A 14402-nucleotide genomic window follows, 5' to 3' on the forward strand; every position below is an offset into this window, starting at 1 on the left:
AGGGAGAGGTCAACACTGTGTCATCTGGAGGTATCCCTTTATGGTCGTCAGTCGAGACAAAACTCCAACGGCTCAAGAAACATTTATGCAGATGGCACAAGCTGCCGGTCTTAGAGGTCGGTTGCTTTTGACCATCGGTTTGTTGATCCTAGCCCGGTTTGGTGTATTTTTACCTGTACCGGGAATTGATCGGGAACAACTTTCAACAGCTATCCAAAGTGGAAACGTTCCCATTGCTGGCATTTTAGACTTTTTCTCTGGGGGAGGATTCTCGGCTTTGGGAATTTTTGCCCTGGGAATCTTGCCCTATATTAATGCGTCAATTATCTTACAGTTGCTGACGGCAGCTATCCCCACGCTGGAAAATTTACAGAAGAATGAAGGGGAAGCAGGACGCCGAAAAATTTCTCAGATTACCCGTTATGTTGCCCTGGTTTGGGCAATATTGCAAAGTGTGGGTCTGGCACTATTTGCCAGCCAGTTTGCTACAAATCCGGGAACTCTCTTCTTTGTGGAAACTGTGCTGGCAATTACGGCTGGCTCAATGTTTGTCATGTGGATTTCGGAAGTGATTACCGAACGCGGGATTGGCAATGGAGCATCTTTGTTGATTTTTGTCAATATTGTGGCAGTTCTGCCCCGGACATTGGGTCAAACGATTGAGTTGGCACAGACAGGGGGGCGAGAAATGGCAGGTAAGGTGGTCATTTTGCTCCTGGTTTTCTTGGTGATGATTGTCGGGATTGTCTTCGTTCAGGAGGGAACGCGCCGGATTCCGATTATTTCGGCAAGACGACAAGTTGGGCGTCGCCTCTATCGGGAACGGACGAGCTATCTGCCGCTACGACTGAACCAAGGTGGGGTAATGCCGATCATCTTTGCCTCAGCGGTTTTGATTCTACCCACTTCCCTAGCTGGCTTTGCTCGCGGTGGTAATAGTGAAGGAGTTTTGGGTTCAATTCTCCAAGCTGTCAATCAGGTGGCAGTATATATCAGTCCGAATGGTCCGACGCCGTGGCTGTATGTACTGGTTTATCTGGTGTTAATTCTCTTTTTCAGCTATTTCTATGCGTCGTTGATCGTGAATCCGGTTGATATGTCGCAGAATTTGAAGAAAATGGGAGCGAGTATTCCGGGAATTCGCCCCGGTAAAGCCACAAGTGACTATGTTGAGCGAGTGCTGAATCGGTTGACGTTTTTGGGTGCAATCTTTCTGGGACTGGTAGCGGTTGTGCCAACGGCTGTAGAAAGTGCCACTGGAGTGACTACGTTTAGAGGGCTGGGGGCTACCTCGTTACTGATTTTGGTCGGTGTGGCAATTGACACGGCAAAACAGGTTCAAACATACGTGATTTCACAGCGTTACGAGGGTATGGTTAAGCAGTAAAATTGCTGCTATGTCATTGGTGACTTTTCCTTTGTTCATTGTTGATTGAACCTAAATTGGGGGGGTACAAGAGAATTCACAGCTAACTTGAGAACCCCCTTGATCCCATCAAATTGACAAAGGACGAATGACATAAGACATAAGACATAAGGCATAAGACAAATAACCAATGACACGATTAGTTTTTTTAGGACCACCAGGGGCAGGAAAAGGAACACAAGCTCAGCTAATCGCTCAGCTTTATCAGATTCCTCACATATCTACGGGGGAGATTCTACGGAGTGCGATCGCGCAATCTACACCACTCGGACAAAAGGCGCAGTCTTATATGGATCGAGGCGAGTTGGTGCCAGATGAATTGATTCTGGATCTAATTCGCGATCGCCTCCAGCAACCTGATACTCAAGCGGGTTGGATTTTGGATGGGTTTCCGCGCAATGTCAGCCAAGGGGCTTTTCTGGAGAATCTGCTTCAGGATCTTGATCAGCGCTGCGATTATGCTATTTATTTGGATGTCTCCGATGAATCAATCCTGAAACGTTTACTCTCACGGGGACGCCAAGATGATAATGAGCAGACGATTCGGCGACGCCTAGAAGTCTACCGCCAACAGACGGCACCGGTGATTGAGTTTTACCGCGATCGCTCAATCTTACGCGAGATTGATGGGGATAGACCTATGGACGAGGTTACGGGCTCTCTCAAGCAGGTGATGTCCTGAAATCTGGAGGAGTTAAGCCCCCAATGCCAAAGCCGGAAAAGGAACCCCGTCTCACTTTTGACGGATGTTCTCCTCTCGCTGAAGTCGTTACTATTTCTAAGGCTTCCATTAATTTGGACAGCTTCCCCAGTTAGGTGGGGAAAACATCTGGACGGGTAAGTGCCGTCACTGCCAGAATGAAACTCCAAAGTAAGCTGCCGGTTTCTAGCTATAAGTAGACACGAGCAATTGCTGACCCTTACTGGCTTAGGTCTTATGTAATGGCAACTCTTCTAGGGAGCCGCTCATGGTGTTTCAACTTTTCTTAACACTAACCAAGCAAAAAAGCCGTTTGAGGGCGGATTTTGATAAAATATGTTAACACTCCCTGGACAAATCTCTATCTGTGTGGAGGGGAACTTAGTGACCCATAGTATTGAGGAACGACAAAATTGGCTAAGCAAGACTTAATTGAAATGGAAGGGACGGTAACCGAATCCTTACCGAACGCCATGTTTCGGGTTGACTTGGATAACGGCTTCAACGTCCTTGCCCATATCTCTGGCAAAATCCGCCGCAACTACATCAAAATCTTACCGGGCGATCGGGTCAAAGTTGAATTGACCCCTTATGACTTGAGCAAAGGTCGAATCACCTACCGCCTTCGCAAAAAATAACAATCGTTATGGCTAATTTCAGCGAAAATTTGACTTTAGCCCAAAAAAATGATATGATAATATGCTTGCGTTGTAACTAAAAAAGCCAATGAAGGTTAGAGCATCAGTCCGCAAAATGTGTGAAAAATGTCGCGTTATTCGACGCCGTGGTCGAGTAATGGTTATTTGTCAAAACCCCAAACATAAGCAACGTCAGGGGTAATCTACAGACTCTATAAGACTTATTTGTAGCACAAAACCAACAAAAGGGAGAAAAATACCGTGGCAAGAATTGCCAGTGTAGACCTACCTCGCGATAAACGAATAGAAATTGGTCTAACCTACATCTACGGAATTGGGCTATCTCGCTCCAAAGAAATTCTCAGTAAAACGGACATTAATCCGGATACCCGAGTCAAGGATTTAAGCGATGCTGAGGTAGCCAGCCTGCGATCAGTGGTAGAGGGCGACTATCAAGTCGAGGGAGACTTAAGGCGCTGGGAATCGATGAATATCAAGCGTCTCGTCGATATTGGCACCTATCGTGGGCGTCGCCATCGCCAAGGCTTACCGGTGCGCGGTCAACGAACCCGCACTAATGCCCGTACCCGTCGTGGTAGACGTATTGCCGTTGCTGGGAAGAAAAAAGCACCGGCGAAGAAGTAACACAATTATTCAGTTCACACCCATCACTAAGATAGCCAAATAAAGCGATATGGCGCGACCAACTAAAAAAACTGGTACAAAAAAGCAGAAACGAAACGTTCCCAACGGAATGGCATTCATCCAGTCTACCTTCAACAATACCATCGTCACTATTTCTGACACTCGAGGCGATGTGGTTTCGTGGGCGTCAGCGGGATCAAGTGGCTTTAAGGGCGCTAAGAAAGGCACCCCCTTTGCGGCTCAAACCGCTGCTGATAATGCCGCCCGCCGAGCCATTGACCAAGGAATGCGGCAAATTGAGGTAATGGTCAGTGGTCCTGGTGCAGGTCGAGAAACGGCTATTCGCGCACTGCAAGGGGCAGGACTAGAAATTACCCTGATTCGGGATGTCACGCCAATTCCTCATAATGGTTGCCGTCCTCCTAAACGACGTCGTGTCTAGGAACGGGAAATCGGGATAGGAAATTGGGTAAGCAAAACCAAGGGTTGAATTCAGTTTGTATCTCAATGAAACCTTCAAGTCGGCTTACCCCTTATCGGTCTAGACTCGACAACAGAATCAAGTGTCAGCATTGAGGAAGTTATGCCGACCAACCACTGATACTTTGCTTATTGCCACTTGTACCAAATTGTGGGTTAGGCGCAACAGAATTTCAAAAGTACTAGCAAGAGTACTTTTGATGGGGTCCTATGAATTAAAGGAGGGAGGTCACTCCGTGGCGCAGTTTCAGATTGAGTGCGTAGAATCCAAAACACTAAAGAATCAAAGTCAATATAGCAAATTTGTCCTAGAACCTCTCGAACGCGGTCAAGGTACAACAGTTGGCAACGCCCTGAGAAGGGTTCTCCTGTCTAACCTGGAAGGTACAGCGATTACCGCTGTGCGGATTGCTGGAGTCAATCATGAGTTTGCCACCATTGAGGGAATCAGAGAGGATGTTCTAGAAATTCTCCTGAATATGAAGGAAGTCGTCCTCAAAAGCTATACACCTGGACCCCATATTGGTCGAGTCATGATCACTGGACCCTCAACCGTGCGATCGGCTCAGTTTGATTTACCGTCGGACGTAGAATTTGTTGATCCGGGTCAGTATATTGCGACTCTAGCCGACGGAGCCAAACTGGAAATGGAGTTCCGTATCGAAAGAGGAAAAGGATATCGCTCTGTAGAACGCGGTCGTGATGAAACATCCTCGGTTGATTTCCTGCAAATTGACGCCGTATTCATGCCGGTGACCAAGGTTAACTACAGCGTTGAGGATACTCGTGTTGACGGTTCCCTGGAAAAAGACCGTTTAATTTTAGATGTTTGGACCAATGGCAGCGTGTCACCCCAGGAAGCGCTGAGTCAAGCCGCTAGCCTTCTTGTGGATTTGTTCAATCCCCTGAAAGATATCGAGCTGAAGCCAGAGCCAGTGGGAGGTCCGGTCGATGAAGATCCAACCAGCCAAATTCCGATTGAAGAACTGCAACTGTCGGTGCGGGCGTATAACTGCCTCAAGCGAGCGCAAATTAACTCCGTTGCTGACTTATTAGATTATAGCCAGGAGGATCTCCTAGAAATCAAGAACTTTGGTCAAAAGTCTGCCGAAGAAGTCATAGACGCCTTGCAAAAACGCTTGGGGATTACATTGCCCCATGAAAAATCGGCTAAACCAACTTAAGGATTGAGAATAAATGGCTAATCGTCAACTCGATTAGCCATTGGATTGAGAAATTGTTCATTGTTGTGGGATTGTAGAGGAAAAAAAGAAAATGCGTCATCGTCGTCGAGTACCCAAACTGGGAAAACCAGCCGACCAGCGCCGAGCGCTGCTCAGAAGCCTCGCTACCGAGTTGATTCGTCATGGTCGAATCACTACTACCAAAGTACGGGCAAAAGCCGTGCGCTCCCAAGTGGAAAAAATGATTACCTTGGCAAAAGATGGCTCCCTAGCATCTCGCCGTCAAGCCTTGGGTTATATTTACGACAAGCAGTTAGTTCATGCCTTGTTTGAAGGGGTGAATGATCGCTATGGCAATCGTAACGGTGGGTATACTCGCGTACTCAGAACCCTGCGCCGTCGTGGGGATAATGCGGAAATGGCAATTATCGAGCTAGTTTGAACTCAAGTTATGTCCGAGCGCGAGGCTAAGCCAACTCAACGCATCGCCCTAGTGATTCAATACCTAGGGACAAAGTTCTATGGTTGGCAACGACAGCCTCACCATCGCACGGTGCAAGGGGACATTGAGCAAGTTCTGTCCACCGTCGAAGGAAAACCTGTAACCTTACACGCTGCAGGGCGTACTGATACAGGCGTTCATGCCGCTGCCCAAGTGGCACATTTTAACAGTAGTCGTCCGATTCCCGGTGAGCGATGGATGCCCCTGCTTAATAGCCGACTACCGGAGGATATCCTGATTCGGACATCAGCCCCCGTACCCGCGAATTGGCATGCTCGCTTTTCGGCGATTTGGCGTCGGTATCGGTACAGTATCTATACAGACGCTTGTCCTAACCTTTTTGTGCGACCGTTTAGTTGGCATTACTATCAGGCTCCCTTAGATGAACATCGGATTCAGGAGGCGCTTAATCCGCTAGTGGGCAAACACCACCTGGCAGCATTCCACCGGGCTAACTCCGGACGCAAGCATTCCTGGGTCACAGTTCAGGACACCCAATGTTACCGAAATGGTTCATTTATTCATATTGAAATTCAGGCGGATGGATTTTTATACGGCATGGTGCGGCTACTCGTCGGCATGCTGGTAGAGGTAGGGCGGGGCAAAGTTCATCCCCAAGAGTTTACTCAACTGTGGGTGAATCAACAGCGGGAGCAAATCAAATATGCGGCGCCAGCAAAGGGTCTGTGCTTGTTACGAGTGGGTTACCCAAACTCGCCGTTTCCGCCAAAAACCTGGTTTGATACTCAGCCGAAGTTTATGTTGCCGACCGAGACGCCCACTCAATTGTGTTTAGGTTAACTGTTTACGTAATCAAAAAAACTCATGCAAAAAACTTACCTGCCGACTCACGATTCCCTAGAACAAAATTGGTACGTTATTGATGCCGAAGGTCAACGTCTGGGACGATTGGCAACTGGAATTGCCATGATTCTTAGAGGGAAAAATAAGCCGACCTATTCTCCCCACATGGATACGGGGGACTTCGTTATCGTCGTCAATGCCGAGAAAGTCGTCGTTACCGGAAAAAAAAGCAGTCAGAAGCTCTATCGCCGCCACTCCGGTCGTCCAGGCGGGATGAAGACTGAAACCTTTGAGCATTTACAAGGCCGCATACCGGAACGGATTATCGAAAAGGCGGTTAAAGGGATGCTGCCTAAAAATTCCCTGGGTCGCAAACTTTTTACTAAGCTAAAAGTCTATGCGGGTGAAACTCATCCCCATGACGCTCAAAAACCTCAAACCTTAACCATTAACACCATTCCAGGAGAACAAGACTAATGCAAGCAACAGAACCGATGGAAAATCGTGCGGTTTACTGGGGAACCGGTCGCCGTAAATCCTCAGTCGCCCGGGTACGCCTAGTTCCGGGTACGGGTCAACTTATTGTTAATGGTCGTCCCGGCGATGTCTACTTTAATCTCAATCCAGCTTATTTAATGGTGACTAAAGCGCCACTGGAAACTTTGGGTTTAGAGAATGATTACGACATCTTAGTCAATGCTCATGGTGGTGGATTGACGGGACAATCGGATGCCGTTCGCTTAGGCGTGGCGCGGGCGCTTTGTGAACTTGATCCGGACAATCGCTCTCCGTTGAAGAGTGAAGGGTACTTAACTCGCGATCCCCGTGCCAAAGAACGGAAGAAATATGGCTTACATAAAGCCCGCAAAGCTCCCCAATACTCGAAGCGTTAAAATTTGGGTAATACAATAAGGATAAATTGGGGTGAGTTCGCCCCAAAATACAGAATAAAGAAACGCTTGCTCGACTAGAGGACAGTAACAATGCCAAAATCTGATATTCATCCCCAGTGGTATCCAGACGCCAAAGTCTATTGCAACGGAGAAGTTGTGATGACTGTTGGCTCAACCCAGCCGGAACTTCATGTTGATGTGTGGTCGGGGAATCATCCCTTTTTTACGGGAACCCAAAAAATTATTGATACGGAAGGTCGTGTGGAGCGCTTTATGCGGAAATACGGCATGTTAGAAGGGAATGCCTCAGAGCAGCAATCGTCTAAAGAGAAATAGCTAGGTAGGTTGAAGTGTGGAGAGACGTTAGCGAAGCCTAACTCTTAAGAGTTAGACTTCGCACTTCAATGCTTATTTCAGCTATTTCAATGGAGCGATCGCTTGAACCATGGCGGAAACTTACCTACTTGATAAATTAAAATCGGTTGAACAAACCTTTCACGAATTAACGCGCCGTTTGGCTGACCCCGATATTGCCACTGATCCGGTGGAAGTGCAACGGGTGGCAAAAGCGCGTTCTTCCTTAGAGGAAGTGGTGAACACCTACGAACTCTGGAAAACAGCTCAGGAAGAACTGGTTGGCGCTCGGCAAATCCTCAAGGAAGCCAATGGGGGTGGTGAAATGTATGAAATGGCATCTCTGGAAGTTGAGGAACTGCAAACCAAGCTCAGTCAACTGGAAACGCGCCTAAAAATCTTACTCTTACCTCGTGATCCTAATGATGATAAGAACATCATGTTGGAAATCCGAGCCGGAACTGGGGGCGACGAAGCCAGTATTTGGGCAGGGGATTTAGTCCGAATGTACTCACGCTATGCCGAAACTCAGAACTGGCGGGTGAAGCTATTGAGCGAGTCCACGGCTGATATGGGTGGATTTAAAGAGGCAATTCTGGAAATCCAAGGGGAACAGGTTTACAGCAAGCTGAAGTTTGAAGCCGGCGTTCATCGGGTGCAACGAGTCCCGGTGACGGAAGCGGGGGGACGAGTCCATACCTCAACCGCGACTGTCGCTGTAATGCCAGAAGTGGATGATGTGGAAATTGAGATTGATCCGAAGGATTTGGAGGTTTCCACAGCCCGTTCTGGTGGCGCGGGTGGACAGAATGTGAATAAGGTGGAAACAGCGGTTGATCTGTTCCACAAGCCAACTGGGATTCGGATCTTCTGTACTGAGGAGCGTTCTCAACTGCAAAACAGAGAGCGGGCTTTACAAATTCTCCGGGCTAAACTGTATGAAATGAAGCTGCGGGAGCAACAGGAAGCTGTCACCTCGATGCGGCGCTCGCAGGTGGGTACGGGTTCGCGATCGGAGAAGATTCGCACTTATAATTATAAGGACAATCGCGTTACTGATCATCGCTTGGGTCAAAACTATTCTCTGAATAACTTGCTGGAAGGGGATTTGGAGTCTGTGATTCAATCTTGCATTACCCAAGATCAACAGGAACGTTTAGAAGAGTTGGCAACTTCGGATGAACAAGGGGAATCGCTTTTGGCTTAACTGTTATTGGTCATTTGTCCTTTGTTTTCTGTCAATAACTTAGGATGGTATTTTGGGGTGCAAGCAAGTTACCCCCTTTTTACCACGGCGATTGAAATCGCTGCTAGACAAACAAAGTCCGCCTACGCGGACTGCCTTGAAGCCTTCTGCCTTGAAGCCATCTGTCTTGACAACCATGTTAAATAATAAACTTGAACAACTCACAAGCTTATTTGCTCAAATGGATCGGGCATTGATTGCCTATTCTGGAGGAGTGGATAGCACCTTAGTTGCCAAGATTGCTTATGATGTTTTAGGCGATCGCGCTTTAGCTGTAACCGCCGAATCCCCGTCTCTGTTACCCGAAGAATTGGAAGACGCCCGAATTCAAGCGGCGGTGATTGGCATTCCTCATGAATTGGTGCAAACCGATGAAATGAATAATCCCAATTATACGGCGAATCCGGTTAACCGTTGCTATTTTTGCAAAAGTGAACTTCACGACACACTGAAACCCTTGGCGCTACAACGGGGTTATCCTTATGTCGTGGATGGCGTGAATGCTGATGACTTGGGGGACTATCGCCCTGGAATTCAAGCGGCGCAAGAACGAGGGGCGCGATCGCCTTTAGCGGAAGTGGGCGTAACAAAAGCGGAAGTGCGCCAACTGTCGCAACAGTTAGGGCTTCCGTGGTGGGATAAACCCGCCCAACCTTGTCTAAGTTCTCGCTTTCCTTATGGCGAAGAAATTACAATTGCTAAACTGCAACGGGTAGGGCGGGCGGAAGTTTATTTACGGAAATTAGGGTGGAAAAATTTGCGGGTGCGTTCTCAAGGGGATACTGCACGAATTGAATTATCGCCGGAACAAATTAAAGAATTTGTTTTGACCACGGATTTACCGACTCTGGTATCAGCGTTTCAAGATTTAGGATTTTTGTATGTAACCCTCGATTTAGAAGGGTATCACAGTGGCAAGTTAAATCGAGTCGTGAATCAAGACGATAAAGTCATAGCGTAGGGGCGGGTTTAGCCACAATTGTAGGGGCGCAAGGCTTTGCGCCCTATTCAATGGTAAGATCTATTCCACCGCCAAGGAGGTTAGGACACATAGGACTCTCCGGAGACGTAAGGTGTGGACAAATCGACTAATACAGCACAATAATTTCCTTACCCTTTAATTAATCTAATTTCATCTATCCCCAACTTTTTTAGCCCATTCGGTTGGCTTTTTATTAACTCCTCTCCAACGTCTCTTATCCCTTAGTGTATTGGCTCCACTCTTTAACAATAAATGAATAATTTGCCCCCATTTTCACATAATAAAGCGCATCAAAGCCTTCATCCCAACTCGGTAAAACCAGCTTTTTATGCGTTGCTAAAATCCCCGGTACAGGAATCACCTGTTTCCCTTGGCGTTGAGCATTTCGTCGCTTACAATCCTCTACAACCGATTGAAAATAATACCCCACCACACTAAATCTCTTTTCCTTCGCGGGTACAATATAACGCGCCCTATCTTCCGGCGTTGGATTCGTATTATCCACAACAAAACGCTGTTGAGCATCGAGACAGGCTTGAACCAGAATCGCTTCCCGATGTCGAGTTTTGAGCATATCCAAGTTAATCCGGATATGAGTATTATAAAAGCGATCGCGGCAAAATGAAGATTTACCCGACGCCTGAATTCCGATTAAGATAACCGCTTCCATTGTGGTTTTGCTTTATTGCTGCGACAACCCCATAACCCTTAAATTGAAGGGTACTGAAATTTGGGCTGGTGGGCAATGCCCACCCTACGGTCTATCAAGGATTTCGGTGATATAAAATTATTGAGCGTGCCATTGTCTTTAAATTAGGATGAGAGTGACTGCGGTGATTTTTTACGGTGTTGGTGATAATGTCGGTAAACTTCAAGGTTTAATAAACAAGCCATCAGCCAGGTTAATCCCGCCCCTTGTCCGGCTACAATGTCCGTGGGCCAATGAATACCCAAATAAACCCGACTGAACCCAATTAGGACAATCAACCCGATAATTAGGCTGACAATCCACCACCGCCAACGGCGAAAGTGACGGGCGAGTAAATAGCCAATAAAACCATAGATAACCAGTGATAACATGGCATGACCACTGGGGAAACTGGAGGTATTCGGTTCAGCCGTGGTAAGTTGCCAGAGTTGGGGGCGCTGGCGGTCAAATAATTGTTTAATTAACAGGTTTAATCCGGTTCCACCCATAGCCGTAATCGCTAACGCGGTAAAATAAACACGCTGTTGTCGCGCCCAAAATATTGCCCCTAAAATTAGACAAATTAGGGTAACAAATATGGTGCCGCCAATAATCGAAGCACTCCGCATTACCCAATCCAGCAGAGGTGAATGAAGTTGTTTAACCAGCAACATGAGCATTTTGTCAATTGCCTGAGTTTGCTTTTCTAACACCTCGTCAGCAATTCCTAGAAAAACCCAAAGCCCTACAACTGTGAGGATTACTCCTGAAATGGGGAGAATAGAAAGCTTCCAGAACAGAGGCTTGTTGGTTTGCGATCGCCAAATCTGGATGATGGCTTCAATAATGTGGCTTATTTTTTCCTTGAACATCTTTATACTGGCATGACATGGCTAAAATTGTGGAATAGATTTTATAGGTTTAATGGGTGCATGTCGATCCATGGTATAATTCCCAACATGCGTCACTAACGCTACTACGTCCGCAGAAAGGGCTGCGCCCACTCTGTTTCTGTACACCATGCGGTTTCCTTTGCCTGATTGGCGGACACAGGCACTGATAGAGGGAGTCGTATGTCTGAATTAAAGAACTCAAATAGCGAAATTCGTTTAAATCTAGAACAGCAGAAAAAGCAAGCCAAAGAACTCTTGCGTCAGTTCAAAGCCTGTCAAGTCTCAGCATTCAAACGCTTTGAGCAGTATCATCCCCAAGGGAAGAAACTCGACGCTGATAGTCCTACATTTGAGCCGAAGTTGAGTGATGCTCAACTTGTGATTGCCCGGGAGAATGGTTTATCGAGTTGGGCGAAGTTCAAGGTACATATTGAACAACTCAACCAAGCTCGTCAGGCGATCGCACTCAAAATATCACCTCCTGATGCTGACTGCAAAACCCTGCATCTGCGCTGTGGTTGTGATATTCAACAGGGTTTAAAGCAAGCCGGGTTTTTGGGTGACTTTTTGGAGTTTGCTGATCCCTACTGCCAAGGTACTTTACCGGATGACTCCAATTTTTCCCACTTTCTCAGCCAACGGGCAAATTTTATCTCACAGGCGTATGGGATTGAACTCAAAGATGCCCACAAACGCTTAGAGCGAGAATATGATCGTTTGCACAAGAGTCATCACTATCCTCGGATTGTCCTATGGTTTGAACATGATGTTTATGATCAACTGATTCTTGCCTATATTCTGCACCATTTCTGGCACTCTGGATCACAACCCGAGCAACTGGAGCTAATTTGTTTAGATAAGTTTCCTGGCATTCATCGATTTCTCGGCTTAGGGCAGCTTTCACCAGAAGCCCTGCGGACACTGTGGTATCAGCGACAACCGATGACACCCAAGCGTCTGGAGTTGGGACATCGGGTTTGGCAAGGGCTGACTGCTTCATCTCCCCAAGCTCTGAATTGTATTATTAATCAGGGTTTGCCTGAGTTACCTTTCATGGCACAAGCATTACATCGACATCTCCAGGAACTACCCTGGATTGAGGATGGGCTAAGCCTCACCGAACGATTGACGTTAACCCTGCTTTTAGAAAAAGGGGCGATGACAGGGGGTCAACTGTTCAAGACTTTAACCTTAGAAAAGGAACCTCTGCCCTACTTAGGGGACACAATGTACTGGCAAGTTCTGGCGACTTTAAGTCACCTTCTTTATCCGCCGTTTGACATTGATATAGATACAATTCATCTACCTTGGTCAAGACGGATACTTCAGCTTAATGATACAGGACACGCTCTGTTGAACCGACAAGTGCATGGATTACAACTCAATCCGATTAATCGCTGGGTTGGAGGGGTCCCCCTCTGTAGCCATCAACCCCTTTGGCTCTGGGATGAAGAACGGGGACAACCTATTCCGCGTCGCTTGGTGTAACCCAAGGACAGCGATAAGAAGTAATGTTTGGTGCAACCTAAGGACAGCGATAAGAAGTAATGTAGAGACGTGCCATGGTACGTCTGTGGTAGAGGTTCCCCCGTTTAATTTTGGTACTTACCGATAACCTCTCTTCATACCCGCCCTTCGTCATCAAAGGGAGGGTTTTTTGTAGCTTCCTTAGAAGGTTTATACAAAGCCGTCATCTGTCCCATCTTTCCAATCCAAGCGCAACCTAACCAGCATGTCATTCAGAGCATCTTTTGCCGATGGTGCAGCGGGTAACAAACTCGACTGACTCACTTGTTCCAATTCCTCATACAGGCGTTTGTATTCTTCCCGATGAAACTCTATATCAGTATCTTTTATTTTAGATTGTTCCACACCTGCTAATTTCTGGGCAATTAAGTCTGAAATATACGATAACCTAAATTCTTGATTCAACCTCAGCAAATTCGCCTCCACTTCACCCGTTTTCATTAAATAAATACCCGTTAGCAACACTCGATAAACATAAAGAAGAGGCTTAACGCGACGCGGACATTCTTTTTCAAACAGTCGCCACTGAGTTCGGGCAAAACCCAAGTAGTGATGGCTGTGGTGGCGAGTGATGCACCCTTTCGCGATCGCTCTCAATTCTTCATGGTCTGGTGTTGTATGAACAATGAGGGGAGAGTACAATTGCTCTAAGACATAACCATTCTTTTTCAGGAGGAGGGAAAAGAACTTTTTGATATCGTGAGTAACTATATCCAGTTCCAATCCGTCTTTAATTTCCGACAATTCAATCGTCTCACGTCCTGTTTCTAGTCCGACGACTTCTTGTATCGGTAAAATGTGACTACCTCGTAAATCGTAATCAGAATCGGGTGAATGAAACCCATACAAATGCGCCCCGCTAATGGTGACAAATAATAGCGGATACGGCTGTGCAGCAATAGCGGGAAGTAAGCGAGTTTGTATTTCAATCATGATTTGCCTGATTTTTGAAAAATATCTCTACCGATTGGGTTAAATCGGATTAATCGGAAACCTTCGTAGGAGTGCAAAGCCTTGCGGCCTCCTCAATCCTTAATTTAATTGATAACGCTTACGCCCAGGAAATATAGGGGTGTACAGCCTTGATTTGTGTCAACTTAAGCTCAAAACTCTGCAATACCTTGATTTGACTCCTCCCTTAATACTGCTCGGTTAAAGAAGGTTGTCCATCGAAGGAAGCAGGGGGAGTAGGGGAAGCAATGTAGAGACGTAGCATGCTACGTCTGGAAGCAGGGGGAGAGAAGACCTGACTTTTCACTCTAGGTTGTCTGTGTAGTATATAGTCATTGATAGAGTTGTATAACTCATCGGTTATGTATTCGTGCGCCTTTCAACTTTTTTATTTTTGGTATAAATCAACGTAATACCAAGGGTTTCAGATGCTAATTTGGTAAGCCCTTGGGCGCTCCTGGGCGCGATCGCGGTGCTAGATGATAGCTT

At 46.7% G+C, this 14402-nt stretch carries 18 protein-coding genes; 15 read left to right on the forward strand and 3 right to left on the reverse strand.

All coding sequences use genetic code 11. The features are described from left to right. Positions 1-40: 40 nt before the first annotated feature. The 14 genes from secY to larE all read left to right on the forward strand — a co-directional run bounded on the left by secY (position 41) and on the right by larE (position 9833). On the forward strand, positions 41-1387 hold the full coding sequence (secY, locus tag RID09_RS14125; protein ID WP_446336564.1) for a preprotein translocase subunit SecY: 1347 nt from the start codon (positions 41-43) through the stop codon (positions 1385-1387). Between the two features lie 169 nt (positions 1388-1556). After that, on the forward strand, positions 1557-2108 hold the full coding sequence (locus RID09_RS14130) for an adenylate kinase (protein ID WP_446336565.1): 552 nt from the start codon (positions 1557-1559) through the stop codon (positions 2106-2108). A 431-nt stretch (positions 2109-2539) separates the two neighbouring features. Beyond that, entirely contained in the window at positions 2540-2764 is a 225-nt protein-coding gene (gene infA / locus RID09_RS14135) for a translation initiation factor IF-1 (protein WP_006100613.1), read from the forward strand. Between the two features lie 88 nt (positions 2765-2852). Next, positions 2853-2966, forward strand: a complete 114-nt coding sequence (gene rpmJ, locus RID09_RS14140; RefSeq protein ID WP_015186054.1) for a 50S ribosomal protein L36 — start codon at positions 2853-2855, stop codon at positions 2964-2966. A 59-nt stretch (positions 2967-3025) separates the two neighbouring features. Next, positions 3026-3409, forward strand: coding sequence for a 30S ribosomal protein S13 (gene rpsM, locus RID09_RS14145; RefSeq protein ID WP_446336566.1), 384 nt, complete (start codon positions 3026-3028; stop codon positions 3407-3409). A 49-nt stretch (positions 3410-3458) separates the two neighbouring features. Next, positions 3459-3851, forward strand: coding sequence for a 30S ribosomal protein S11 (rpsK, locus tag RID09_RS14150; protein WP_446336567.1), 393 nt, complete (start codon positions 3459-3461; stop codon positions 3849-3851). Positions 3852-4125: 274 nt separating this feature from the next. Then, positions 4126-5073 (forward strand): DNA-directed RNA polymerase subunit alpha, encoded by a 948-nt coding sequence (locus RID09_RS14155; RefSeq protein ID WP_446336568.1) that lies wholly within the window; start codon positions 4126-4128, stop codon positions 5071-5073. Between the two features lie 91 nt (positions 5074-5164). Further along, complete coding sequence (gene rplQ / locus RID09_RS14160) at positions 5165-5515, forward strand: 50S ribosomal protein L17 (protein WP_446336569.1); 351 nt, start codon at positions 5165-5167, stop codon at positions 5513-5515. Positions 5516-5524: 9 nt separating this feature from the next. Then, positions 5525-6376 (forward strand): tRNA pseudouridine(38-40) synthase TruA, encoded by an 852-nt coding sequence (truA, locus tag RID09_RS14165; protein WP_446336570.1) that lies wholly within the window; start codon positions 5525-5527, stop codon positions 6374-6376. Between the two features lie 24 nt (positions 6377-6400). After that, entirely contained in the window at positions 6401-6856 is a 456-nt protein-coding gene (rplM, locus tag RID09_RS14170) for a 50S ribosomal protein L13 (RefSeq protein WP_446336571.1), read from the forward strand. Beyond that, a complete protein-coding gene (gene rpsI, locus RID09_RS14175) occupies positions 6856-7272 on the forward strand; it encodes a 30S ribosomal protein S9 (protein ID WP_446336572.1) in 417 nt (138 codons plus the stop codon). Before rplM ends, rpsI begins: the two co-directional genes overlap by 1 nt. Before the next feature lie 90 nt (positions 7273-7362). Further along, on the forward strand, positions 7363-7608 hold the full coding sequence (rpmE, locus tag RID09_RS14180; RefSeq protein ID WP_446336573.1) for a 50S ribosomal protein L31: 246 nt from the start codon (positions 7363-7365) through the stop codon (positions 7606-7608). Between the two features lie 109 nt (positions 7609-7717). Next, positions 7718-8833, forward strand: a complete 1116-nt coding sequence (gene prfA, locus RID09_RS14185) for a peptide chain release factor 1 (protein WP_446336574.1) — start codon at positions 7718-7720, stop codon at positions 8831-8833. A gap of 175 nt (positions 8834-9008) precedes the next feature. After that, a complete protein-coding gene (larE, locus tag RID09_RS14190; RefSeq protein ID WP_446336575.1) occupies positions 9009-9833 on the forward strand; it encodes an ATP-dependent sacrificial sulfur transferase LarE in 825 nt (274 codons plus the stop codon). Positions 9834-10068: 235 nt separating this feature from the next. On the opposite strand, the gene RID09_RS14195 is transcribed toward larE, so the two are convergent. Next, the gene (locus RID09_RS14195; RefSeq protein ID WP_446336576.1) at positions 10069-10524 is read right to left on the reverse strand and encodes an AAA family ATPase; all 456 of its coding nucleotides are present in this window, start codon (positions 10522-10524) and stop codon (positions 10069-10071) included. Positions 10525-10667: 143 nt separating this feature from the next. Beyond that, positions 10668-11414 (reverse strand): phosphatase PAP2 family protein, encoded by a 747-nt coding sequence (locus tag RID09_RS14200; RefSeq protein WP_446336577.1) that lies wholly within the window; start codon positions 11412-11414, stop codon positions 10668-10670. Positions 11415-11615: 201 nt separating this feature from the next. Between RID09_RS14200 and RID09_RS14205 the strand changes: the two genes are divergently transcribed. Continuing rightward, entirely contained in the window at positions 11616-12923 is a 1308-nt protein-coding gene (locus RID09_RS14205) for a DUF1835 domain-containing protein (RefSeq protein WP_446336578.1), read from the forward strand. 189 nt (positions 12924-13112) lie between these two features. On the opposite strand, the gene RID09_RS14210 is transcribed toward RID09_RS14205, so the two are convergent. Continuing rightward, on the reverse strand, positions 13113-13895 hold the full coding sequence (locus RID09_RS14210) for a nucleotidyltransferase domain-containing protein (protein ID WP_446336579.1): 783 nt from the start codon (positions 13893-13895) through the stop codon (positions 13113-13115). Positions 13896-14402: the final 507 nt, after the last annotated feature.

It is taken from the genome of Coleofasciculus sp. G1-WW12-02 (assembly GCF_040219735.1).
In the GTDB taxonomy this organism is placed as follows: domain Bacteria; phylum Cyanobacteriota; class Cyanobacteriia; order Cyanobacteriales; family Coleofasciculaceae; genus Coleofasciculus.

Bases quoted from the DNA above. Each gene is read 5' to 3' on its own strand.
- secY (WP_446336564.1), top strand. From the start codon at position 41: ATGGTCGTCAGTCGAGACAAAACTCCAACGGCTCAAGAAACATTTATG.
- RID09_RS14130 (WP_446336565.1), top strand. From the start codon at position 1,557: ATGACACGATTAGTTTTTTTAGGACCACCAGGGGCAGGAAAAGGAACA.
- rpmJ (WP_015186054.1), top strand. From the start codon at position 2,853: ATGAAGGTTAGAGCATCAGTCCGCAAAATGTGTGAAAAATGTCGCGTT.
- rpsK (WP_446336567.1), top strand. From the start codon at position 3,459: ATGGCGCGACCAACTAAAAAAACTGGTACAAAAAAGCAGAAACGAAAC.
- rplQ (WP_446336569.1), top strand. From the start codon at position 5,165: ATGCGTCATCGTCGTCGAGTACCCAAACTGGGAAAACCAGCCGACCAG.
- truA (WP_446336570.1), top strand. From the start codon at position 5,525: ATGTCCGAGCGCGAGGCTAAGCCAACTCAACGCATCGCCCTAGTGATT.
- rplM (WP_446336571.1), top strand. From the start codon at position 6,401: ATGCAAAAAACTTACCTGCCGACTCACGATTCCCTAGAACAAAATTGG.
- rpsI (WP_446336572.1), top strand. From the start codon at position 6,856: ATGCAAGCAACAGAACCGATGGAAAATCGTGCGGTTTACTGGGGAACC.
- rpmE (WP_446336573.1), top strand. From the start codon at position 7,363: ATGCCAAAATCTGATATTCATCCCCAGTGGTATCCAGACGCCAAAGTC.
- prfA (WP_446336574.1), top strand. From the start codon at position 7,718: ATGGCGGAAACTTACCTACTTGATAAATTAAAATCGGTTGAACAAACC.
- larE (WP_446336575.1), top strand. From the start codon at position 9,009: ATGTTAAATAATAAACTTGAACAACTCACAAGCTTATTTGCTCAAATG.
- RID09_RS14195 (WP_446336576.1), bottom strand. From the start codon at position 10,524: ATGGAAGCGGTTATCTTAATCGGAATTCAGGCGTCGGGTAAATCTTCA.
- RID09_RS14200 (WP_446336577.1), bottom strand. From the start codon at position 11,414: ATGTTCAAGGAAAAAATAAGCCACATTATTGAAGCCATCATCCAGATT.
- RID09_RS14205 (WP_446336578.1), top strand. From the start codon at position 11,616: ATGTCTGAATTAAAGAACTCAAATAGCGAAATTCGTTTAAATCTAGAA.
- RID09_RS14210 (WP_446336579.1), bottom strand. From the start codon at position 13,895: ATGATTGAAATACAAACTCGCTTACTTCCCGCTATTGCTGCACAGCCG.